Source organism: Pseudomonas guineae, from assembly GCF_900113745.1.
Classification (GTDB): domain Bacteria; phylum Pseudomonadota; class Gammaproteobacteria; order Pseudomonadales; family Pseudomonadaceae; genus Aquipseudomonas; species Aquipseudomonas guineae.
In genome coordinates this window covers 1-21,730 of the sequence record NZ_FOQL01000001.1, presented here as the reverse complement: position 1 = coordinate 21,730, position 21,730 = coordinate 1, and the positions used below count along the sequence as shown (strand labels likewise).

Genomic DNA, 21,730 nt, shown 5'->3' with positions numbered 1-21,730 from the left:
CCCAACGAATTCAAGACTCAAGAGAAGCGATTACCACCATGATGCGCAGCCATTATTGCGGCCAACTGAACGAGAGCCTGGACGGCCAGGAAATCACCCTTTGCGGTTGGGTTCACCGCCGCCGTGACCATGGCGGGGTGATTTTCCTCGACATTCGCGACCGTGAAGGTCTGGCTCAGGTGGTATTCGACCCGGATCGTGCCGAGACCTTCGCTGTAGCCGACAAAGTTCGCAGTGAATATGTGGTGAAAATCACCGGTAAGGTACGCTTACGTCCGGCTGGTGCGGGTAATGCCAACATGGCGTCCGGCGCTATTGAAGTACTGGGTTATGAGTTGGAAGTGTTGAACGAGGCGGAAACTCCGCCATTCCCGCTCAACGAATACACCGATGTAGGTGAAGAAACCCGCCTGCGCTACCGCTTTATCGACCTGCGTCGCCCAGAAATGGCCGCCAAGTTGAAGCTGCGTTCGAGCATCACCAGCAGCATTCGTCGCTACCTGGATGACAACGGCTTTCTTGATGTGGAAACGCCGATTCTTACCCGTGCCACCCCCGAGGGCGCGCGTGACTATCTGGTGCCGAGCCGCACCCACGCTGGCAGCTTCTTCGCGCTGCCGCAGTCGCCACAGCTGTTCAAGCAGCTATTGATGGTGGCCGGTTTCGATCGCTACTACCAGATCGCCAAGTGTTTCCGTGACGAAGACCTGCGTGCTGACCGTCAACCAGAATTCACTCAGATCGACATCGAAACCAGCTTCATGGATGAGGCCGATATCATGGCCATCACCGAAAAGATGATTCGTCAGTTGTTCAAAGAAGTGCTGGATGTTGAGTTCGGCGAACTGCCGCATATGACCCTTGCCGAGGCCATGCGTCGCTTTGGCTCCGACAAGCCAGACCTGCGTAACCCGCTGGAACTGGTGGACGTTGCCGACCAGCTCAAGGATGTCGACTTCAAAGTGTTCGCGGGCCCGGCCAATGACCCTAAATGCCGTGTTACCGCGCTGCGCGTGCCGGGCGGTGCGAGTATGCCGCGCAAGCAGATCGACGATTACACCAAGTTCGTTGGCATCTACGGTGCCAAAGGCTTGGCCTACATCAAGGTCAACGAGCGCGCCAACGGTGTTGAGGGTCTGCAGTCACCTATCGTCAAGAACATCCCGCTGGACAACATCAATGTGATCCTTGATCGCGTCGGTGCGGTCGATGGCGATTTGGTGTTCTTCGGTGCCGACAAGGCCAAGATTGTCTCCGAAGCCTTGGGCGCGCTGCGCATCAAGCTCGGCCATGATCTGAGTCTGTTGACTTGCGAGTGGGCGCCTTTGTGGGTGGTCGACTTCCCGATGTTCGAAGAGAGTGACGACGGCAGCCTGACCGCCATGCATCACCCGTTTACTGCGCCGAGCTGCAGTCCAGCTGAGCTGGAGGCTAATCCAGCGGCTGCTCTGTCGCGCGCCTACGACATGGTGCTCAACGGCACTGAGCTGGGTGGCGGTTCGATCCGTATTCACGATAAGTCGATGCAGCAGACGGTATTCCGCGTACTTGGCATCAGCGAGGCAGAGCAGCAGGAGAAGTTTGGCTTCCTCCTCGATGCGCTTAAGTTCGGTGCGCCGCCTCATGGTGGTTTGGCCTTCGGTCTGGATCGCCTGGTGATGCTGATGACCGGTGCGCAGTCGATCCGCGAAGTGATTGCCTTCCCGAAAACCCAGAGCGCTGCCTGCGTCATGACTCAGGCGCCGGGTGAGGTGGATAACAAGTCGCTGCGCGAATTGCATATTCGCCTGCGCGAGCAACCCAAGGCTGAATAAGCTGAGTCAAGAAGCCTGGTTTTCCAGGCTTCTTGCTTATGGGGTGACGCAGAGTCGCGAACTCTCACACCCTACAATTTCACTGCAATGAAATGGAGTGAGTTATGGCTGGTCATTCCAAATGGGCCAACATCAAACACCGCAAAGGGCGTCAGGATGCCAAACGCGGCAAGATTTTCACCAAAATCATTCGTGAACTGACCGTTGCTGCCAAGCATGGCGGACCAGTGCCAGCGGATAACCCGCGTTTGCGCCTGGCGGTGGATAAAGCGCTCACCGCCAACATGTCGCGTGATGTAATTGATCGGGCGATTGCCCGTGGTGCCGGTAACAACGACGCTGATAACGTTGCCGAGTTGAGCTACGAAGGTTACGCCGTCGGTGGTGTGGCAATTATCGTTGAGGCCATGACCGATAACCGTAACCGTACAGCGGCGGAGGTGCGACACGCCTTTACCAAGTGCGGGGGCAACCTGGGTACCGATGGTTCGGTGGTCTATATGTTCGACCGCAAGGGGCAGCTCAGCTTCGCGTCAGGTGTCGACGAGGACGCGCTAATGGAGGCCGCGCTGGAAGCGGGTGCCGATGATGTAGAAATCGGCGAAGACGGCTCGGCACTGGTCTTCACCAGCTTTGCTGATTTTCATGCCGTTAACGAGGCGCTCAATGCTGCTGGCTTTAAGTCTGAGGAAGCGGAAATCGCTATGATTCCCTCGATCAGCTCGCCGATTACCGATCTGGACACCGCGCAGAAAGTCATCAAGTTGATCGACATGCTAGAAGACCTCGATGATGTGCAGGAGGTCTACCACAACGCTGAAATTCCTGACGAGATCATGGGCCAGCTTGGCTGATTCTCCATAGCTTTAGCGAAACCGGAAGCGGTTGGGTCGATAATCCAACGCTTCCGGTTTTTTTATGGGCGCTGGCTGGGTGACGCAAGCCTGGCCTGGCTCTATACTCGCGGACTGGATAAATAGACAGTGTGCCGGCTGATTTGGCTGGCGCTTTGAGTGGGCGTAGGCATGACCTTGATTCTCGGCATCGACCCTGGTTCGCGCATTACGGGTTACGGCGTGGTGCGCGATAACGGCCGTAATTGCGAGTATGTCGCTTCAGGCTGTATTCGTACGGGCAATGGCTCCATGCCGGAACGTCTGCAAGTGGTGTTTCGCGGTGTGCGTGAAGTGATCGACACCTACGGGCCAGTGACCATGGGCATCGAGCAGGTGTTTATGGCGCGTAATCCCGACTCTGCGCTCAAGCTCGGTCAGGCGCGTGGTGTGGCCATAGTCGCAGGGATGGAAGCGGGGCTGGATATCGCCGAATACACCGCAACTCAGGTCAAACAGGCCATTGCCGGCAGCGGTGGGGCCGATAAGGAGCAGGTGCAGATGATGGTGATGCACTTGCTTAAGCTGGTACAGAAGCCGCAGATCGATGCGTCGGATGCGCTGGCGATTGCTTTGTGTCATGCCCATCATCGGCAAAGTCTTATCCCTCACGGTCTGGTTGGCGCAAAACGGCGTGCGGGTCGTCTTCGTTTGTAATGTAATTTTTAAGGAAAGCAGCGGTGATCGGACGTTTGCGCGGCACCCTGGCGGAAAAACAGCCGCCCCATGTGATTGTTGACATAAACGGTTTGGGTTATGAGTTGGAAGTACCCATGACCACCCTGTACCGTTTGCCTTCGGTGGGTGAGCCGCTGACCCTGCACACCCATCTGGTGGTGCGTGAGGATGCGCACTTGCTCTATGGCTTTTTTGAAAAGCGTGAGCGCGAACTGTTTCGCGAGCTCATCCGCCTTAATGGCGTAGGGCCGAAGCTGGCGCTGGCATTGATGTCGGGGCTTGAGGTCGATGAGTTGGTGCGTTGTGTGCAGGCGCAAGACACTTCAGTACTGGTGAAAATCCCGGGGGTCGGTAAGAAAACCGCCGAACGCCTGCTGGTTGAGTTAAAAGACCGCTTTAAGGCCTGGGAAGTTGTGCCGGGTATGTCGCCGCTGGTGGCGGAACCTCGTGCCGGTAGCGCAGTCTCAAGCGCGGAGAATGATGCCGTGAGTGCACTTATTTCGCTCGGTTACAAACCCCAGGAAGCCAGTCGCGCCGTCTCAGCTATTAAGGAAGAAGGTTTGAGCAGTGAAGATATGATTCGTCGAGCCCTTAAGGGAATGGTCTAGTGCTAGAAGCTGATCGTCTGATTACTGCTGCCCCTCGCGACCGTGATGAGCAGGTCGACCGTGCTATTCGTCCGCTGAAGCTGGCCGAGTATATCGGTCAGCCAAACGTGCGTGAGCAAATGGAGCTGTTTATCCAGGCTGCTCGGGGTCGCAGTGAAGCGCTCGATCACACGCTGATTTTTGGTCCGCCAGGTCTGGGTAAAACGACTCTGGCCAATATCATCGCCCAAGAAATGAATGTGTCGATCAAGAGCACCTCCGGCCCCGTGCTGGAGCGTCCGGGCGATCTGGCAGCCCTGCTGACCAATCTTGAGCCGGGCGATGTGCTGTTTATCGATGAGATTCACCGTTTGTCACCGATTGTCGAGGAAGTGCTATACCCAGCTATGGAGGACTTCCAGCTCGATATCATGATCGGCGAAGGCCCGGCCGCGCGTTCGATCAAGCTCGATCTGCCACCTTTTACTTTGGTTGGCGCCACCACCCGCGCTGGCATGCTGACTAATCCGTTGCGTGACCGTTTTGGTATTGTCCAGCGTTTGGAGTTCTACAACACCGAAGACCTGACCACCATTGTCATGCGCTCGGCGGGGATTCTCGGTTTATCGACTGAGCCGCAGGGGGCATTTGAGATCGCACGCCGGGCTCGCGGTACACCGCGTATCGCTAACCGCCTGCTGCGCCGGGTGCGTGATTTTGCCGAAGTGCGCGGGCAGGGAGACATCACCCGTGAAATTGCCGACCTGGCGCTGAACTTACTGGATGTTGATGAACGTGGTTTAGACCACCAGGATCGTCGCCTGCTGTTGACCATGATTGAGAAGTTTGATGGTGGTCCTGTGGGCGTCGATAACCTCGCGGCAGCGATCAGTGAGGAGCGGCACACCATTGAGGATGTGTTGGAGCCTTATCTAATCCAACAGGGTTACATCATGCGCACCCCTCGTGGCCGCGTAGTTACCCGGCATGCCTACCTGCATTTTGGTCTGAATGTACCGAAACGCATGGGCGAGTTACCGGTAATGGAGCAGGTTGGTGGTGTGACAGACTAAGAAAAAATACTTGCTCTACCCAATTGGCAAGACCGGGAGCTAAGACTAGAGTATGCGCGCGCAAAACGGAGTTCAGCCGTTCACCTTTCGTTGTCGGGTTTATTTCGAAGACACCGATGCGGGCGGCATCGTCTACTACGTCAATTACCTCAAATTTATGGAACGGGCTCGTACCGAACGCCTGCGCGAACTGGGGTTTCTCCAGTCGACGCTTGCCGAGGAGGGCCTGTTGTTTGTTGTGCACTCGGCTGAAGCGCGCTATCACGCGCCAGCCAGGCTTGATGATGAGCTGGTGGTAAGCGCTGAAGTAATTGAATTAAACCGTGCCAGCCTGCGTTTTCGTCAGCAAGTCAGGCGGGCTGCGGATGATGTGTTGCTCTGTGAAGGGCAGTTTATGGTGGCCTGTGTGCGCGCCGACAATTTGAAACCCCGGGCTATTCCCCAAACTCTGCATGCGGCCTTTGCCGGGCAGGGTGGCGCGGGTACATCTAGAACAGGAGAGTAAGCGTGGAAGCCAATGCCGTTGACCACATGTCGATGTGGAGTCTGATCAGCAACGCCAGCCTGGTGGTGCAACTGGTAATGCTGACGCTGGTGGCCGCATCGGTCACTTCGTGGGTCATGATCTTCCAGCGCACAGCCTTGCTGCGCGCGGCCAAGCGGGCTTTGGATAATTTCGAGGAGCGCTTTTGGTCGGGTATCGACCTGTCCAAGCTTTATCGTCAGGCCGGTAGCAATCCCGATCCGGACTCTGGTCTTGAGCAGATTTTCCGTGCCGGTTTCAAAGATTTCTCACGCCTGCGTCAGCAGCCTGGCGTTGACCCGGATGCTGTTATGGACGCGGTAGCGCGGGCCATGCGCGTCGCGATTTCCCGTGAAGAAGAAAAGCTGGATCAAAGCCTGCCTTTTCTCGCCACTGTCGGCTCAACCAGCCCGTATATTGGCTTGTTCGGCACTGTGTGGGGCATCATGAATTCCTTCCGCGGTCTGGCCCAAGTGCAACAGGCCACGCTGGCCACGGTAGCGCCAGGCATTGCCGAGGCGCTTATCGCTACTGCCATTGGTTTGTTTGCGGCGATCCCTGCAGTCATTGCTTATAACCGCTTTGCTGCTCGTGGCGAAATGTTGATCGGTCGTTACTACACCTTCGCCGACGAGTTCCAGGCGATTCTACACCGCAAAGTACACACCAGCGACGACTAAGCCTTAGGCACTCTCAATACAGGTTTTTCAAGCCATGGCCAGAATTCGCAACAGACGCAAGCCCGTCGCCGAGATGAACGTGGTGCCCTACATCGATGTGATGTTGGTGCTGCTGGTGATCTTTATGGTGACCGCGCCGATGCTTAACCAGGGGGTTAAGGTTGACCTACCAAAAGTCAGCAGCGAGGCCTTGCCGCAGGACAACAACGCCCAGGTGTTGACTATCTCGATCAAGGCCGACAAGTCTTACTACTGGAATATGGGTACCGAGGTCGATGTCGATACCGTGCAAGACAAAGCACTGACGCTGGAAGAGATGACTCGCGCAGTGACTGCGATCATCAACCAGAGTCGTGCTACAGGTAAGCAGGTGCAAGTGTTCGTGCGTGGTGACAAAACGGTTGATTACGGTACGGTGATGGCGGCTATGGGCGGGCTGCAGGAAGCTGACGTGGGTAACGTCGGGCTGATTACTGAGGCCCCCTGATGCAATACCAGCGCGAGCGTTCATCTTCGGAAAGTTTGTTTTGGCCTGTTGTCTGGGCTGTGGCGTTGCACGTCATCATGTTTGCCATGCTGTTTGTCAGCTTCGCCTTTGCCCCTGACCTTCCGCCGGCTAAGCCTGTGGTACAGGCAACTTTGTACAAGTTGCAGTCCCAGAGTCAGGCCACCACCCAGACCAATCAGAAAATCGCTGGAGAGACCAAAAAAACCACGGCGCCTATCTATGAAACTGAGCAACTAGAGCAGAAAAAGGCCGAGCAGGAAAAAGTAGCCGCAAAAGCGGCGGAACAAAAGAAGGCGCAAGAGGCTCAGAAAGCGCAAGAGGCTAAAAAAGCCGACGCTGAGAAACAAGCTGCAGAGACGAATAAGGCGGCGGAACAGAAGAAGCTGGCTGACGTAGCCAAGAAAAAAGCAGCCGACGAAGCGGCAAAGAAAAAGGCTGCTGAAGACGCTAAGAAAAAAGCAGCGGAGAGCGCTAAGAATAAGGCGGCTGAAGACGCGAAGAAAAAAGCTGCTGCTGAAGCTGCAAAGAAAAAAACGGCTGACGATGCTAAGAAGAAAGCGGCGGAAGCCTCTCAACGCAAGGCCGTAGAAGATAAGAAGGCTGCTGCACTGGCCGAGTTACTGTCTGACGATGTCGGTCGTCAGCAGGCCATGGCCGATACCGTCGGTGATGAAGTGGCCGGCAGTTTGGATGATTTAATTGTCATGCTCGTTAGCCAGCAGTGGCGGCGTCCGCCTTCTGCGCGTAACGGCATGAGTGTAGAAGTACTGATCGAAATGCTGCCAGATGGCACCATCACCAATGCTAGCGTGACGCGCTCGAGTGGCGATTCACCTTTTGATAGCTCGGCCGTGCAAGCGGTGCGTAACGTCGGCCGTATTGCTGAAATGCAACAGCTGGACCGCGCCACTTTTGATCGCCTTTACCGGCAGCGTCGCGCTGTCTTCAAACCGGAGGATTTAGGCCTGTGAATACCCTGATGCGCATTGTTCTGCTCGGTCTGGCCCTAGTGGTCGGCACCGTTCAGGCCGCTGATCCGTTGGTGATCAGCAGTGGCACTGACCGTGCTACGCCCATCGCCGTGGTGCCTTTTGGCTGGCAGGGCGGCAGCGTTTTACCTGAGGACATGGCTGAAATCATCGGCAAGGACCTGCGCAACTCTGGCGTTTTCGAGCCGATCCCGCGGCAGAATATGATCAGCTTGCCGACGCAGGCAGCTGAAGTGATCTACCGCGATTGGCAGGCGCTCGGTGCGCAGTACGTGCTGGTCGGCAGCATCGTGCCAAACGCCGGTCGCCTGCAGATCCAGTTCGCCCTGTTTAACGTCACCACCCAGCAGCAAGTAATGACCGGCAGTGTCGGCGGTGGTATTGATCAGTTACGTGATATGGCGCACCACATCGCCGATCAGTCTTACGAGAAGCTGACGGGCGTTAAAGGCGCGTTTTCCACGCGTATGCTTTACGTGACTGCAGAGCGTTTTTCGGTCAACAACACCCGTTACACCTTGCAGCGCTCCGATTATGATGGCGCGCGCGCGGTGACCTTGCTGCAATCGCGTGAGCCGATTCTATCCCCGTCGTTTGCCCCGGACGGTCGTCGTATTGCCTACGTGTCGTTTGAGCAGAAGCGTCCGCGCATCTTTGTTCAGCATATCGATACCGGTCGCCGTGAGCAGGTCACAAACTTTGAAGGTTTGAACGGCGCACCTGCCTGGTCACCGGATGGCAATCGCCTGGCATTTGTCCTGTCTAAAGACGGCAACCCGGAAATCTATGTCATGGACATGGGCAGCCGTCAGCTGCGCCGGGTGACCAATCAGCAGTCGATTGATACCGAGCCGTTCTGGGGTAAGGATGGTCAGACGCTGTACTTCACGTCGGATCGTTCCGGTAAGCCACAAATCTATAAAACCAACATCAACAGCGGTGCGGCTGAGCGAGTGACCTTTATTGGTAACTACAACGCTAACCCTAAGCTGTCTGCTGATGAGAAGACCCTGGTGATGATTCACCGCCAGGATGGTTACACCGTGTTCAAGGTGGCTGCACAAGACCTGCAGCGCGGCAATTTGCGCATTCTTTCAGATACCAGTCTGGATGAGTCGCCTACTGTTGCGCCCAACGGCACCATGGTAGTCTACGCCACCCGCCAGCAGGGCCGGGGAGTCTTGGTATTAGCGTCCACCAATGGACGTGTGAGGCTCCCTCTTCCTACCGCTCAAGGCGAAGTTCGAGAGCCTTCTTGGTCCCCTTACCTGAACTGATGCGGCGCTATACCGTTGTTGTTTGAAATACTGCTTAACACACTGGGGTTCATTAGGAGCTATATGATGGAAATGCTGAAATTTGGTAAGTTTGCTGCACTGGGTTTGGCTCTCGCCGTGGCTGTAGGTTGTTCCTCCAAAGGCGGCGACGCTGCTGGTGAAGGCGCGATCGATCCTAACGCTGGTTACGGTGCTAACACTGGCGCTGTTGATGGTAGCCTGAGCGAAGAAGCTGCTCTGCGCGCTATCACCACCTTCTACTTCGAATACGACAGCTCCGACCTGAAGCCAGAGGCCATGCGCGCTCTGGACGTTCACGCCAAAGACCTGCAAGGCAATGGCGCTCGCGTAGTTCTGGAAGGCCACGCTGACGAGCGCGGTACTCGTGAATACAACATGGCTCTGGGCGAGCGTCGCGCCAAGGCTGTGCAGCGTTACCTGGTACTGCAGGGCGTTTCCCCGGCTCAACTGGAACTGGTTTCCTACGGTGAAGAGCGCGCAATCGCCACTGGTAACGACGAGTCCTCGTGGGCTCAAAACCGTCGCGTCGAACTGCGTAAGTAATTCGATATGCGAACGTGCCGACGTGCTTTAACCGTTTTGGTGCTCAGCCTGCCGCTTGCGGCCTGGGCTGAGGTTCCCGTGGTGGATAACAATGCCGGTTACGGCAGCAGTTATCCGCCTGCTGGTTACGGCGCGTCCGGCACCTACGCGGAGGCAGGGGCTGCGGCTCCTGTCTCGGCGCAGGGCATGCTGTTCAACCAGTTGCAGCAGATGCAGCAAGAGATCGCGCAGTTGCGCGGTACGCTGGAAGAACAACAGAATGAAATACAGCGTCTTAAGCAAGAAAGCCTGGAGCGTTATCAGGACCTTGATAAGCGTCTGAGTGGTGGCGCAGCAGGTGCTGCAGTCAGCCAGAATTCTTCAACCGCGGGTGCAATCAATGCCAGCGGTACGCCGACCTCGCCAGCAGCGGGGCAGGCCCCGGCCAGTAATGAGCCGGCCGACCCGGCAAAGGAAAAACTGTTCTACGAAGCGGCCTTTGACCTGATTAAGGCCAAGGATTTTGATAAGGCCAGTCAGGCGTTTGCCGCCTTTCTACGTAAGTACCCGAACAGTCAGTACGCCGGGAACGCGCAGTACTGGCTGGGTGAAGTGAACCTGGCGAAGGGTGATCTGCAGGGGGCCGGTCAGGCCTTTGCGCGGGTCAGTCAGGTTTACCCGAGCCATGGCAAGGTGCCGGACTCACTGTTCAAGCTGGCTGATGTCGAACAGCGCCTGGGTAATAGCGACAAGGCCAAGGGTATTCTCCAGCAGGTTGTTGCACAGTACCCAGGCAGCTCTGCCGCCCAGCTGGCGCAGCGTGATTTACAGCGCTTGCCGTAGAGCGGGATGAGTCATAACTAAGCCCGCGCCCTGCGCGGGTTTTTTTATGGCCTGCCATTCTTGGCGGATACCCTTCGGGCCATCGCTGTGCGTCGTTAAGAATTTCTCCTGGAAATTTTTTCATATACAATCCGCGCCCCTTTCCCGCAACGGAGGCGGACAGCCTGTTTAGCTGTTACGCCCGTGGCTGATATGCAAGATACCCTGCGCATTACCGAGATTTTCTACTCGCTGCAGGGCGAGACGCGCACCGCCGGCTTGCCGACTGTGTTCGTTCGCCTGACCGGCTGTCCTTTACGTTGCCAATACTGCGACACCGCTTATGCTTTTAGTGGTGGCGAAATGATGTCGCTGGATGCCATTGTCGAGCAGGTTGCCGGCTATAAGCCGCGTTATATCTGTGTGACGGGTGGCGAGCCATTGGCGCAACCTAACTGCATTGCGCTGCTCAAGCGTCTGTGTGATGCCGGCTATGAAGTGTCTCTGGAAACCAGTGGCGCGCTGGATGTGTCAGCGGTTGATCCGCGGGTGAGTAAGGTCCTTGACCTGAAAACCCCCGGCTCAGCAGAAGTTGCACGTAATCGCTATGAGAACATTGCCATGCTGACGCCCAATGACCAGGTCAAATTTGTCATTTGCTCCCGTGAAGACTACGACTGGGCGGTAAGCAAGCTTATCCAGTACGGCTTGGACGCTCGCGTCAATGAGGTGCTGATGTCGCCGAGTCACCATGAGCTGGAGGCGCGCGCGCTGGCTGAGTGGATTGTTGCCGACAACTTGCCTGTGCGCCTGCAGATGCAGCTACATAAGATTCTCTGGAATGATGAGCCAGGACACTGATATGAGCGATAAAAAAGCGGTAATCCTGCTGTCTGGCGGCCTGGACTCGGCCACTGTAGTGGCCATGGCCAAGGCCGACGGCTACAGCTGTTACACCATGAGTTTCGATTACGGTCAGCGTCATCGCTCCGAACTGCAGGCCGCCGAACAAGTGGCCCAGCAGTTGGGAGTGGTTGAGCACAAGGTGATTGGCCTGAACCTTGATGGTATGGGCGGTTCGGCGTTAACCGATGTCAGCATTGATGTGCCGGAAGTTCCGAGCGAAGGGATTCCGGTGACCTACGTACCCGCGCGCAATACCGTGTTCTTGTCCCTAGCCCTGGGCTGGGCTGAGGTGCTTGGTGCGCGGGATATTTTCATTGGTGTGAATGCGGTGGATTACTCTGGTTATCCGGATTGTCGCCCGGAATTCATCGAGTCCTTTGAGCGCATGGCCAATCTGGCCACCAAGGCGGGCGTGGAGGGGCAGGGTTTTCGCATTCAGGCTCCGCTGCAGAGTATGAGTAAAGCTGAAATCGCTCAGGCGGGTGTTCGGCTCGGTGTTGACTACGCGCTGACAGTTTCCTGCTACCAGGCTGACGACCAAGGGCAGGCGTGTGGAAAGTGCGACAGCTGCCGTCTGCGTGCTGCCGGCTTTGTCGCGGCAGGAATCGTTGATCCCACGCGTTATTTCTAAAATATTTTCTGCTGGGTGTTGAAATCCTGAATTAAATCAGTATTATACGCCTCGCGTCGGGTCGTTAGCTCAGTTGGTAGAGCAGTTGGCTTTTAACCAATTGGTCGTAGGTTCGAATCCCACACGACCCACCATATTTCCTTCTTCGGAAGGGCAAGAAGCCTGAAAGTTCTGATTAAAGGAATTTTCAGGCTTTTTTTTATCTGTAATTTTTATCTCGACTACCCCACCTGCGCTGCCAGCAAACTGACGGGTATACTCGAGTTCCGCGCTGATAGACCTTCACAGGGCCTGATGACATGACGCAGATTTCCGAACGCCTATTGGTGCAAGCTCACCTCGACGCTAAGCAGCCCAAGCCGCTGACGCCCGAGCAGGAAGCTTTTTACTGCGCCGAAATCGCAGCTGAGCTAAAAAAGCAGAACGCCGTACTGGTGGCGCACTATTACTGTGATCCGGTGCTGCAGGCCCTGGCAGAGGAAACCGGTGGCTGTGTTTCTGACTCGCTAGAAATGGCCCGTTTCGGCAACCAACATGCGGCGCAGACGGTGCTCGTGGCGGGCGTCAAATTCATGGGCGAGACGGCGAAAATCCTTAACCCAGAAAAGCGCGTGCTGATGCCGACGCTTGAAGCGACGTGCTCGCTTGATCTGGGTTGTCCGGTTGAAGAGTTCTCGGCGTTTTGCGATCAGCACCCGCAGCGTACCGTGGTGGTGTATGCCAATACCTCTGCGGCAGTGAAGGCGCGTGCCGACTGGGTGGTGACATCTAGTTGCGCGGTGGAAATCGTCGAGCACTTGATGGATAACGGCGAGAGCATCATCTGGGCACCCGATAAGCATTTGGGCCGCTATATCCAGAATAAGACCGGCGCTGACATGCTGTTGTGGGACGGAGCCTGTATCGTCCACGAAGAGTTCAAGTCCAAGCAGCTGGAAGATATGAAGGCGTTGTATCCGGGCGCCGCTGTACTGGTTCACCCTGAATCGCCAACGGCAGTGATTGATTTGGCCGATGCGGTGGGTTCCACCAGCCAGCTAATTGCCGCCGCCCAGACGCTGCCGAACAAGACCTTTATCGTCGCCACTGATAGCGGCATCTTCTACAAGATGCAGCAGCTGTGTCCGGATAAAGAATTTATTGCCGCGCCGACTGCCGGTAACGGCGCAGCCTGTCGCAGTTGTGCGCACTGCCCATGGATGGCAATGAACACCCTGCAGCGCACCTTGGCGTGTTTGCGTGAGGGCAGTAACGAAATATTCGTTGACCCAGCGTTGATCCCTAAGGCGATCAAGCCGCTCAAGCGCATGCTCGACTTCACCCAGGCGGCGCGGCTCAAACTAAGCGGTAACGCTTAAGCGGCCAGTTTAAGAAAAGCCCGGTGTTTACCGGGCTTTTTGCTGTCTAGCGCAGCATCTGTTCGATGATGCGCTGCTCTTCTATCAGCTCACGTTGCCTGGCATCGATGCGTGATGCCAGTTGGAAGTTGTTACTAGCGCGGCGCTTGGCGAAGTCCAGCTGTTCCAGTGCCTGCTTGTAGTCTCCGATCAAGGCGAAGAACTCACCACGGGCTTGGTGCAGGCCGATGGTGTTGCCACTTAGACCACGCACTTCTGCGACTTGGTACCAGACGTCCGGGTCATTACTGCGACTTTTTAGCATCTCATCGAGGGCCTGTTCAGCCTCTTGTGTGCGTACCTGCTTCATCAGCAAGTCTATATGTGCCTGATTAACCGGGTAGTTGTTCGGATAGAGAGTTAGCAGCCGGGTAATTCGCTTTTGTGCGTCAGCAAGGCGGTTAGCCGCCATGTCCAGCTCAACCTGTGCCAGGTTGTAGCTTATATCGTTGGGTGTATGTTCAAGCAGCGGTTGCAGGGATTCGCGTGCGTGCTTGTGTTGGCCGCTTTTTAACTGCGCAAGCGCCAGGCCGTAACGTGGTGCCTCCATGTTCGGGTTTTCGTCGAGCATGCTGCGGAAGCGCTTAGCGGCTATTCCCGGTGTCTCTTCATAGATCAACTGTACGCGCGCGCGCATCAGTTGGTAGCGCACGCTGTCGGTGACGCCTGAAGCGGTGTATTGCTCGGCGCGGTTACGGGTGTCGGCAATGCGCGACTCCGACACCGGGTGGGTCAGGAGGAACTCAGGCGGCCTGCGGTCGTAGCGATACTGGCGCATCAAACGCTCGAACATGCTGGGCATGGCGCGAGGGTCAAAGCCGGCTTTTTCTAGGTTGACCAGGCCAATGCGGTCGGCCTCCTGCTCATTCTGGCGGGAGAAGCGCCTTTGCTCTTGCATTGCCGCGGCCTGGGTCGTGGCGATTGCCGCAATACCCAAGTCGCCGGCACCGGCGGCGGCAGCGACAATACCGGCCAGCAGCCCGGCCATCACCGGGATCTGCATGCGTTGCTGAGCCTCAAGGCCGCGCGCGAAGTGGCGTTGTGACAAGTGCGCCAGTTCATGGGCCATGACCGAGGCGTACTCGGCTTCGGTCTGGGCATATAAGAACAAGCCGCCATTGACTCCGACAATCCCGCCGGGTGCTGCAAAGGCATTGATCTGTGGGCTGTTGAGCAGGACGAACTCCAGGCGGCGATCTTGTAGCTGGCTGGTTTCGCTAAGCCGATACACGCTGGTCTCGATGAAGTCCTTGAGTTGCGGGTCATCCAGTTGGCTGACTTGGCCACGGACCAGGCTCAGCCAGGCGCGGCCGAGCTGATGTTCTTGCTGAGGGGAAACGATGGCAGAACTGGCATCGCCAAGGGAAGGCAGTTCACTGGCCATGCCGGGAGTTGCCAGCAGGCAGGCGAGCGTCAACAGGGTAGGGCGCAGAAGGCTCATGCACAAAGCTCGTGTCGAACAAAGGCGTTACTGTAGCTGCCTGGTAGCGGTGCTGGCCAGGGCTGTGCAGCCTTGGGTATCCTTGCCGCCTTCTTGGAGTAGATAAATGACTGATATGCAATGGCGTGCTGAAGACTTCGACGCCCAACTGGATGCGTGTGATCTCAATTGTCCGCTGCCTTTACTTAAGGCCAAGCTGGAGCTCAATCGCTTGGCAAGTGGTGAGGTGCTTATGGTGGCGGCCACTGATGCCGGCTCGCAGCGCGACTTCCGTGCCTTCGCCAGCTTAGCTGGGCATGGATTGTTGCGTGAAGAGGTTGAGGGCGGCGTTTACCGCTATTGGTTGCGCAAGGCTTAGGGCTGTTGCAGTAAGTACTGATTATGAGGCGGCCTGCGTAGGGTGTTGCCCGGTAAGGAGTCACAATGCTCAAGGTGTTTCAGGATTGGTTGCATCGCTATTTCTCCGATGAGCAGGCCGTGGTGTTGGCATTACTGCTGATCGTCGGCTTTGCCGCCATTCTGACTTTGGGCGGCATGTTGGCGCCGGTGTTAACAGGCATGGTGCTGGCGTTTTTAATGCAGGGATTGGTGAATACCTTTGAGCGTCTGCGCCTGCCACATGTAGTGGCGGTATGGCTGGTGTTCACCTTGTTTATGAGCATGCTGGCTCTGTTTCTATTAGTGCTGATGCCGCTACTCTGGCAGCAGCTCAGTACGCTGTTCAATGAGCTGCCACGCATGCTTGGTGAATGGCAGTCGCTGTTTCTGTTATTACCGGAGCGCTATCCGACACTGATCACTGATGCCCAGGTGTTGCAGCTGATCGAGGTGGTGCGCGGCGAGGTTGGCAAGTTCGGTCAGTGGGCGTTGTCGTTTTCCCTGTCCAGCTTACCGATGCTGGTCAGCATCATGATCTATTTAGTGTTGGTGCCGATTCTGGTGTTCTTTTTCCTCAAGGATCGCGAGTTGATTGGTGCGTGGTTTCGCAGCTACCTACCGCGCGAGCGGTCGCTGATTACTCGGGTGGCGCAGGAGATGAACAAGCAGATTGCCAACTACATCCGTGGCAAGGTCATCGAGATCATTATCTGTGGCGTGGTCACCTATGTGGCTTTCGCTTACTTAGGGCTTAACTATGCGGCGCTGCTGGCATTGTTTGTTGGCTTGTCAGTGGTGGTGCCGTATATCGGCGCGGTTGTAGTGACCGTGCCGGTGGCGCTGATCGGGTTGTTCCAGTGGGGGTTAGGTGACCAGTTCATCTACCTGATGGTGGTCTACGGCATTATTCAGGCGCTGGATGGCAACGTGCTGGTACCGCTGCTGTTCTCCGAGGCGGTCAACTTGCATCCGGTGGCCATTATCTGCGCGGTCTTGTTGTTTGGCGGGTTGTGGGGCTTCTGGGGGGTGTTCTTTGCTATTCCGCTGGCCACGCTGTTTAAAGCCGTAATCGACGCTTGGCCGCGCAGTGAGCAGGCAGCACTACAATAGTTGGTAGGCAGTAAAAAGCCGGTCAGTAACCGGCTTTTTTGTGGCTTAGGTCTTTAGGGTTTATGTAAGGCCTGGGCTGCTGCAAGCACGGCATCGACATGCCCCGGCACTTTGACGCCACGCCATTCCTGGCGCAGTACGCCGTCTTTGTCGATCAGAAAGGTGCTGCGGTCTACGCCTAGGTATTCCTTTCCGTAGAGTTTTTTCAGCTTGATTACATCGAACAGCTGGCAAATAGCTTCATCCTTGTCGGAGATCAACTCGAAAGGGAATTGCTGTTTGCTCTTAAAGTTTTCATGGGACTTCATCCCGTCCCGGGATACGCCAAATACTACGGTGTTGGCTGCCTGAAACGCCGGGTAGTGATCACGAAAGCCCTGACCTTCGGTAGTACAGCCTGGCGTACTGTCTTTCGGGTAGAAATAAATCACCACCTGCTGGCCCTTGAGTGCGGACAGCTCGATGGTCTGGCCACTGGTGGCCTGCGCTTGGAAGTCGGTAACCGGTGTATCAAGTGCTACTGCCATAACGTACTCCTTACGGGGTCTGTGGACGCCAAGGTTCTATCAGTGCATCCAGATTCAAAGCGTCGGCGAAATCGAGAAACTGGTCGCGCAGCCAGCTAATTTGCGTGCCGGCAGGCAGGGTTACGGTCAGGGTGGCGTTGAGCATGGTGCCGCCGGTCTGTGGGGCCTGATAGGTATCGCAGGTGAGATTCTCTAGCTCAACCTGATGGTCGATAAAAAACTGGCACAGCTCATTGAGAATGTCTGGACGGTAGGCCGAGCTGACATACGCTACATAAGGCAGCGCCTGTGGACGGTTTTCCGAGGCGGCGCTGCGAATCACGTTAACCGTGAAGCTATGCTTCTTCGCCAGTGCAGGTAGGCTCGACTCGAGGCGAGCCAGGGCATCCCAGCTGCCGGATATCTGCAGCACCAGTGCGCTGTAATCGCCATGCCGACTAAGACGAGTGCTGACCACCGCGCAACGGTTCTCGTGACTGGTGCGGCAGAGCACATTGGTCAGCTCCATGGCGTTGGGGCCGAGGGCGCTGATAAGCAGAAATTGTTCGCGAACTGGGGGGGTGGACATGCAGCCTTCCTAAACAGTAAACGACCAGTCTGCGTTTGCCGGACCGATCAAAGCCCGAAGGGTAGCGAAAAGCACCGCTTAAAGGAATGCCAGTAGGCTAGGCGGCTGAGGATTGTGCCGCGGGTGACCAATATAAATTGTATATGCGCCGCCGCGGTACTTCGCCTTGTGCAAGGCAGGTGGCCCCAGTACCATTACGGCTCACTTTTTCCGGCAGGAGCGGTTGCATGATTGCGGGCAGTATGGTGGCACTGGTAACGCCCATGGATGCACAAGGTGGTCTTGATTGGGACAGCCTGAGCAAGCTGGTGGATTTCCACCTACAGGAGGGCACCAACGCCATCGTCGCGGTCGGCACTACGGGCGAGTCCTGTACGCTTGATGTGGGTGAGCACATTGAAGTGATCCGTCGCGTTGTCGATCAGGTCGCTGGGCGTATCCCTGTGATTGCCGGCACCGGTGGCAACTCCACCCGTGAGTCGGTCGAGCTGACACGCGCGGCCAAAGATGTCGGTGCTGATGCCTGCCTGTTGGTAACGCCCTACTACAACAAGCCGACTCAAGAAGGGCTGTACCTTCACTTCCGCCACATTGCCGAGTCGGTAGCCATTCCGCAGATTCTTTACAACGTGCCGGGCCGTACGGTCTGCGACATGCTGCCGGAGACGGTCGATCGTTTGGCTAAGATCGACAATATCATCGGCATTAAAGAAGCTACAGGTGACTTGCAGCGTGCGCAGGAAGTACTGGACCGCGTCAGCAAAGACTTCCTCGTGTATTCGGGGGACGACGCCACTGCTGTGGAGTTAATGCTGATGGGCGGTAAAGGCAATATTTCCGTCACCGCTAACGTCGCGCCACGGGCCATGAGTGATATGTGCGCTGCTGCTATGCGCGGTGAAGCGGCTATCGCTCGCGCTATCAATGACCGCTTAATGCCGCTACATAAGTCGCTGTTTATCGAGTCCAACCCGATTCCGGTGAAATGGGCTCTGCATGAAATGGGTTTGATGCCGGACGGCATTCGTCTGCCACTGACCTGGCTCAGCCCGCGTTGTCATGAACCGCTGCGTCAGGCCCTGCGCCAGTCCGGCGTATTGGTTTAATTGAGGAATTACGACGCATGAAGCGACTCACCGGACTCTCTGCACTGGCCCTGATTATTGCGGGCACCAGCGGTTGTGGCTGGATCTATGGCGAAAACGGTTATTTCCGTGATCGCGGCAGTGATTACCTCGAAGCCCGTCAAACGGCCACCATGCAACTCCCGGCCAATGTTGACGCTAAGCGTATTGATCCACTGCTACCCGTACCGCAGCAAGTAGCGGCTAGTACGGATAAGGGTGAGTTCACCGTACCGCGCCCGCAGTCATTGGCGTTAGGGGGGGATACCAGCGAGTTCAGCTTGCAAAAGAGCGGCGAGTCGCGCTGGGTCGTGGCGCAGCGCGTTCCTGCCGAAGTTTGGCCGGTAGCGCGTCAGTTCTTTACCGATAACGGCTTTCAGATTGCTGAAGAGCGTCCGCAAACTGGTGAGTTCAGCACCACTTGGCAGCATTTCGATGCGTTGCCAGCGCCTCTGGCGCGTCGCTTGACTGGTGGCGTTTCCGGCGCGCCTGCTGATACCGAAACCCGGGTGCGGGTGCGTATCGAGCCAGGTGTGCAGCGCAATACCAGCGAAATCTTCGTGGTCAGCGCTGAGCGTCCTGCCGGCAGTTCGGCTGACGTCGCCTTCACAAATCGCAGCAGCAATCAGAGCCTAGATGCTGCGCTGCTGGATGAAATGCTTATCAGCCTTGCGCGCAGTGCTGAGCAGGGTGGCTCGGTCTCCCTATTGGCCGCCCGTGATTACGATGCACCGAATCGCGTCAGCCTGTCACAAGACGGCAACGGCAACCCGGTATTGAGCCTGGGGGCTGACTTCGATCGCGCGTGGTCGGGTGTGGGGCGCTCTTTGGAAATGGCTGATGTGCGTATTGACGACATCAACCGCAGCCTGGGTGTGTATTACATCAATCTGGCCGAACGTGCGCAGAAGCCGGATGAACAGCCTGGCTTCTTCGGTAAAGTGTTTGGCGGCGGGCCAAGCAAAGAAGAAATTGACGCTCGTGCCGAGCGCTTTCAGGTTCGCCTGACCGCTGTGGGCGACAGCGTCCAGGTCACCGTGGAAAAGGACCTCAATACCAATGCGCCGGCTGACGTAGCGCGTAAGGTGCTTGATCTAATCCAGGAAAACCTTGGTTGACAGCAAGCAACTGCTGCACCTGCACTATTAATAGGCGAAACCCAGTGGGTTTCGCCTGTTTTGTTTACTAAAGGCGGAAATATCAACATGAGTACAGTCACCACCTTGAGCCTGAAGAAAATCTATTCGGGCAAAGTTCGCGACCTCTACGAGATCGACGACAAGCGCATGTTGATGGTCGCCACCGACCGCCTATCAGCGTTCGACGTGATTCTTGCCGAGCCTATTCCGGAGAAGGGCAAGATCCTCACGTCTATCTCCAACTTTTGGTTCGACAAGCTGGCGCACTTAGTGCCCAACCACTTCACCGGCGATAAAGTCGAAGACGTGGTGTCGGCCGCTGAGCTGCCATTAGTAGAAGGGCGTGCTGTGGTGGCCAAGCGTCTCAAGCCGGTCGCTGTAGAAGCGATTGTGCGTGGCTATATCGTTGGCTCCGGCTGGAAGGAATACCAGAAGAGCGGCACCGTCTGCGGTATTCAATTGCCAGCTGGCCTTAATGAAGCTGCCAAGCTGCCGCAGCCAATTTTTACGCCCTCGACAAAGGCCTCTGTGGGCGATCACGACGAGAACATCTCCTTCGCTCAGTGTGAGGCGATCATTGGTGCCGAATTGGCTGCCAAGGTACGTGACACTTCTATTGCTCTATACAGCGCAGCAGTTGAATACGCCGCTACGCGCGGAATCATCATCGCCGATACCAAGTTTGAGTTTGGGTTAGACGAAGAGGGTACGCTGACTCTGATGGATGAAGCCCTGACTCCTGACTCCAGTCGTTTCTGGCCGGCTGACAGCTATGAAGAAGGTAGGAATCCACCGAGCTTCGATAAGCAGTTTGTGCGTGACTGGCTGGAATCCACAGGCTGGAATAAAGAGCCGCCAGCCCCAGCCGTACCTGTCGATGTCGCGCAGAAGACTGCCGATAAATACCGCGAAGCACTGACGCGACTGACCGTATAAGTAGCTCGGTAATTGAGGGCGTGGGTATCTATAACAAGTTAGCCTGCGCCCTGACTATTATCTGTGCTCCCATAGATTCGCCTCGCAAGCTACATCAAGACTGAATATCTGGTCAGGCAGTTGGGTGTGCTGACGCCACTGTGGGTAGGAATGCTATAAATCGCTATAGCTAGCGTATAGCTCGCCATGCCTTAAAACAGCTTGTGCTTTGAGCTTAAGTAATTGATCGCGGACCGGGTCGGCCTAATTCATCTATCCAAATACCTTGAGCAAGCCCTACCTTTTAAGCAGACAATAAAAAACCCCACAACTCATTGAGTTGTGGGGTTTTTTGTATGGCGGGAAGATAGGGATTCGAACCCTAGGTGCTATCGCTAACACAACGGATTTCGAATCCGTCCCGTTCGGCCACTCCGGCATCTTCCCGTGGCGGCGCGAATAATAGCAGCTGAAATGCATTTGGCGAACCCTCTATTTGATTTTTTTCACATGCTTTCAGATGCTTGCGATCAAGCGTTAAGTATTAGGAGGTATACGGTCTAGGTGATTGTTGGTGATGGGCGCGTAGGGTGTTTCTGATTAACCGGCACAAGAAATATGGATAGAGATATCGCCTGTATAACTTGGGTGTCATTTGGCCGGCTCATGCCGAGCTGATTACATGATGGTGTACAGCAACGTGTGCGCGATGCTTGTTTAGTGCGTTGCGGTGGGTCAGTCTGGGTTGAGGCTCAAAAGTTATTGGTGGCGATGGTCGTCATGACGGTGAGTACTTTTTCACTCGTGCTTATATGGGGGTGTGCTGGGTGCTTGCCAATGTCCTGCACACAGTTAAGGTGCTTAGGTATCCAGCTCAGCCAGAAAGAGCACTCAGATCAGGTGCTGAGTAACAAAATTCTCACAAAGGATTGACCTTCTATAGTTAATCCCTATAATTCGCGGCTCTTCAGGCGTATGCGGCTCCTTAAACCTCTTATAAAACAAGGGGTTAGATTTAAAGGGGGGGTTGCAAAGCAGCGAAATCTGCGTAAAATGCGCCGGGCTGGCAGGGTAGCAGTTTGATCCTGTTAGTGGTTCGGTCGAGGTGGCCGGAAGCGGTAAAAGAGGCAGTTGACAGCGGTTTGAAACGCTGTAGAATTCGCCTCCCGCTGACGAGAAGCTAGAAGTTGATCGAAAGCGCAAGTGG

The 21,730-nt window shown here is 56.0% G+C and carries 23 protein-coding genes and 2 tRNA genes; 21 read left to right on the top strand and 4 right to left on the bottom strand.

The genetic code is table 11. The features are described from left to right. The first annotated feature begins 38 nt into the window (after window positions 1-38). The 16 genes from aspS to nadA all read left to right on the top strand — a co-directional run bounded on the left by aspS (window position 39) and on the right by nadA (window position 13,282). Window positions 39-1,814 carry an aspartate--tRNA ligase gene (gene aspS / locus BMZ32_RS00125; RefSeq protein ID WP_090237813.1) on the top strand — a complete coding sequence of 592 codons (1,776 nt, stop codon included), beginning with the start codon at window positions 39-41 and terminating at the stop codon, window positions 1,812-1,814. 104 nt (window positions 1,815-1,918) lie between these two features. Continuing rightward, on the top strand, window positions 1,919-2,668 hold the full coding sequence (locus BMZ32_RS00120) for a YebC/PmpR family DNA-binding transcriptional regulator (RefSeq protein WP_090237810.1): 750 nt from the start codon (window positions 1,919-1,921) through the stop codon (window positions 2,666-2,668). Between the two features lie 171 nt (window positions 2,669-2,839). Continuing rightward, window positions 2,840-3,364 (top strand): crossover junction endodeoxyribonuclease RuvC, encoded by a 525-nt coding sequence (gene ruvC / locus BMZ32_RS00115; protein WP_090237807.1) that lies wholly within the window; start codon window positions 2,840-2,842, stop codon window positions 3,362-3,364. A gap of 23 nt (window positions 3,365-3,387) precedes the next feature. Beyond that, the gene (gene ruvA / locus BMZ32_RS00110; RefSeq protein WP_090237804.1) at window positions 3,388-3,993 is read left to right on the top strand and encodes a Holliday junction branch migration protein RuvA; all 606 of its coding nucleotides are present in this window, start codon (window positions 3,388-3,390) and stop codon (window positions 3,991-3,993) included. Next, complete coding sequence (gene ruvB, locus BMZ32_RS00105) at window positions 3,993-5,045, top strand: Holliday junction branch migration DNA helicase RuvB (protein ID WP_090237801.1); 1,053 nt, start codon at window positions 3,993-3,995, stop codon at window positions 5,043-5,045. The genes ruvA and ruvB overlap by 1 nt, the downstream gene beginning before the upstream one ends. 52 nt (window positions 5,046-5,097) lie before the next feature. Beyond that, complete coding sequence (ybgC, locus tag BMZ32_RS00100) at window positions 5,098-5,550, top strand: tol-pal system-associated acyl-CoA thioesterase (RefSeq protein ID WP_090237798.1); 453 nt, start codon at window positions 5,098-5,100, stop codon at window positions 5,548-5,550. Window positions 5,551-5,552: 2 nt separating this feature from the next. Beyond that, window positions 5,553-6,248 (top strand): protein TolQ, encoded by a 696-nt coding sequence (gene tolQ, locus BMZ32_RS00095; RefSeq protein WP_090237795.1) that lies wholly within the window; start codon window positions 5,553-5,555, stop codon window positions 6,246-6,248. 34 nt (window positions 6,249-6,282) lie between these two features. After that, complete coding sequence (tolR, locus tag BMZ32_RS00090) at window positions 6,283-6,735, top strand: protein TolR (RefSeq protein WP_090237792.1); 453 nt, start codon at window positions 6,283-6,285, stop codon at window positions 6,733-6,735. Beyond that, window positions 6,735-7,727 (top strand): cell envelope integrity protein TolA, encoded by a 993-nt coding sequence (gene tolA, locus BMZ32_RS00085; protein WP_090237789.1) that lies wholly within the window; start codon window positions 6,735-6,737, stop codon window positions 7,725-7,727. Before tolR ends, tolA begins: the two co-directional genes overlap by 1 nt. Beyond that, window positions 7,724-9,022, top strand: coding sequence for a Tol-Pal system beta propeller repeat protein TolB (gene tolB / locus BMZ32_RS00080; RefSeq protein WP_090237786.1), 1,299 nt, complete (start codon window positions 7,724-7,726; stop codon window positions 9,020-9,022). Before tolA ends, tolB begins: the two co-directional genes overlap by 4 nt. 66 nt (window positions 9,023-9,088) lie before the next feature. Next, a complete protein-coding gene (gene pal, locus BMZ32_RS00075; protein WP_090237783.1) occupies window positions 9,089-9,586 on the top strand; it encodes a peptidoglycan-associated lipoprotein Pal in 498 nt (165 codons plus the stop codon). A gap of 6 nt (window positions 9,587-9,592) precedes the next feature. Then, the gene (gene ybgF, locus BMZ32_RS00070) at window positions 9,593-10,408 is read left to right on the top strand and encodes a tol-pal system protein YbgF (protein WP_090237780.1); all 816 of its coding nucleotides are present in this window, start codon (window positions 9,593-9,595) and stop codon (window positions 10,406-10,408) included. A gap of 192 nt (window positions 10,409-10,600) precedes the next feature. After that, window positions 10,601-11,248 carry a 7-carboxy-7-deazaguanine synthase QueE gene (gene queE / locus BMZ32_RS00065; RefSeq protein WP_090241452.1) on the top strand — a complete coding sequence of 216 codons (648 nt, stop codon included), beginning with the start codon at window positions 10,601-10,603 and terminating at the stop codon, window positions 11,246-11,248. A gap of 1 nt (window position 11,249) precedes the next feature. Beyond that, window positions 11,250-11,924 carry a 7-cyano-7-deazaguanine synthase QueC gene (gene queC, locus BMZ32_RS00060; RefSeq protein ID WP_090237777.1) on the top strand — a complete coding sequence of 225 codons (675 nt, stop codon included), beginning with the start codon at window positions 11,250-11,252 and terminating at the stop codon, window positions 11,922-11,924. Between the two features lie 58 nt (window positions 11,925-11,982). Continuing rightward, window positions 11,983-12,058 (top strand) — tRNA-Lys (locus tag BMZ32_RS00055). A 165-nt stretch (window positions 12,059-12,223) separates the two neighbouring features. Beyond that, a complete protein-coding gene (gene nadA / locus BMZ32_RS00050; protein ID WP_090237774.1) occupies window positions 12,224-13,282 on the top strand; it encodes a quinolinate synthase NadA in 1,059 nt (352 codons plus the stop codon). Between the two features lie 46 nt (window positions 13,283-13,328). On the opposite strand, the gene BMZ32_RS00045 is transcribed toward nadA, so the two are convergent. Then, window positions 13,329-14,762 carry a M48 family metalloprotease gene (locus BMZ32_RS00045; protein WP_090237771.1) on the bottom strand — a complete coding sequence of 478 codons (1,434 nt, stop codon included), beginning with the start codon at window positions 14,760-14,762 and terminating at the stop codon, window positions 13,329-13,331. A 106-nt stretch (window positions 14,763-14,868) separates the two neighbouring features. On the opposite strand from BMZ32_RS00045, the gene BMZ32_RS00040 reads away from it, so the two are divergent. Continuing rightward, window positions 14,869-15,120, top strand: a complete 252-nt coding sequence (locus BMZ32_RS00040; RefSeq protein ID WP_090237768.1) for a sulfurtransferase TusA family protein — start codon at window positions 14,869-14,871, stop codon at window positions 15,118-15,120. A 65-nt stretch (window positions 15,121-15,185) separates the two neighbouring features. After that, window positions 15,186-16,250 (top strand): AI-2E family transporter, encoded by a 1,065-nt coding sequence (locus BMZ32_RS00035; RefSeq protein WP_090237764.1) that lies wholly within the window; start codon window positions 15,186-15,188, stop codon window positions 16,248-16,250. 53 nt (window positions 16,251-16,303) lie between these two features. On the opposite strand, the gene BMZ32_RS00030 is transcribed toward BMZ32_RS00035, so the two are convergent. Next, window positions 16,304-16,777, bottom strand: coding sequence for a peroxiredoxin (locus tag BMZ32_RS00030; RefSeq protein ID WP_090237761.1), 474 nt, complete (start codon window positions 16,775-16,777; stop codon window positions 16,304-16,306). Window positions 16,778-16,787: 10 nt separating this feature from the next. Continuing rightward, the gene (locus BMZ32_RS00025) at window positions 16,788-17,345 is read right to left on the bottom strand and encodes a glycine cleavage system transcriptional repressor (RefSeq protein WP_090237758.1); all 558 of its coding nucleotides are present in this window, start codon (window positions 17,343-17,345) and stop codon (window positions 16,788-16,790) included. A 227-nt stretch (window positions 17,346-17,572) separates the two neighbouring features. Between BMZ32_RS00025 and dapA the strand changes: the two genes are divergently transcribed. The 3 genes from dapA (at window position 17,573) to BMZ32_RS00010 (ending at window position 20,544) form a co-directional block, all read left to right on the top strand. After that, a complete protein-coding gene (dapA, locus tag BMZ32_RS00020; protein ID WP_090237755.1) occupies window positions 17,573-18,451 on the top strand; it encodes a 4-hydroxy-tetrahydrodipicolinate synthase in 879 nt (292 codons plus the stop codon). A gap of 17 nt (window positions 18,452-18,468) precedes the next feature. After that, window positions 18,469-19,587: an outer membrane protein assembly factor BamC gene (gene bamC, locus BMZ32_RS00015; RefSeq protein WP_090237752.1), complete on the top strand. Its 1,119-nt coding sequence runs from the start codon at window positions 18,469-18,471 to the stop codon at window positions 19,585-19,587. Window positions 19,588-19,674: 87 nt separating this feature from the next. Continuing rightward, window positions 19,675-20,544: a phosphoribosylaminoimidazolesuccinocarboxamide synthase gene (locus BMZ32_RS00010; protein WP_090237749.1), complete on the top strand. Its 870-nt coding sequence runs from the start codon at window positions 19,675-19,677 to the stop codon at window positions 20,542-20,544. Between the two features lie 336 nt (window positions 20,545-20,880). On the opposite strand, the gene BMZ32_RS00005 is transcribed toward BMZ32_RS00010, so the two are convergent. Continuing rightward, a tRNA-Ser gene (locus BMZ32_RS00005) sits at window positions 20,881-20,970 on the bottom strand. Window positions 20,971-21,730: the final 760 nt, after the last annotated feature.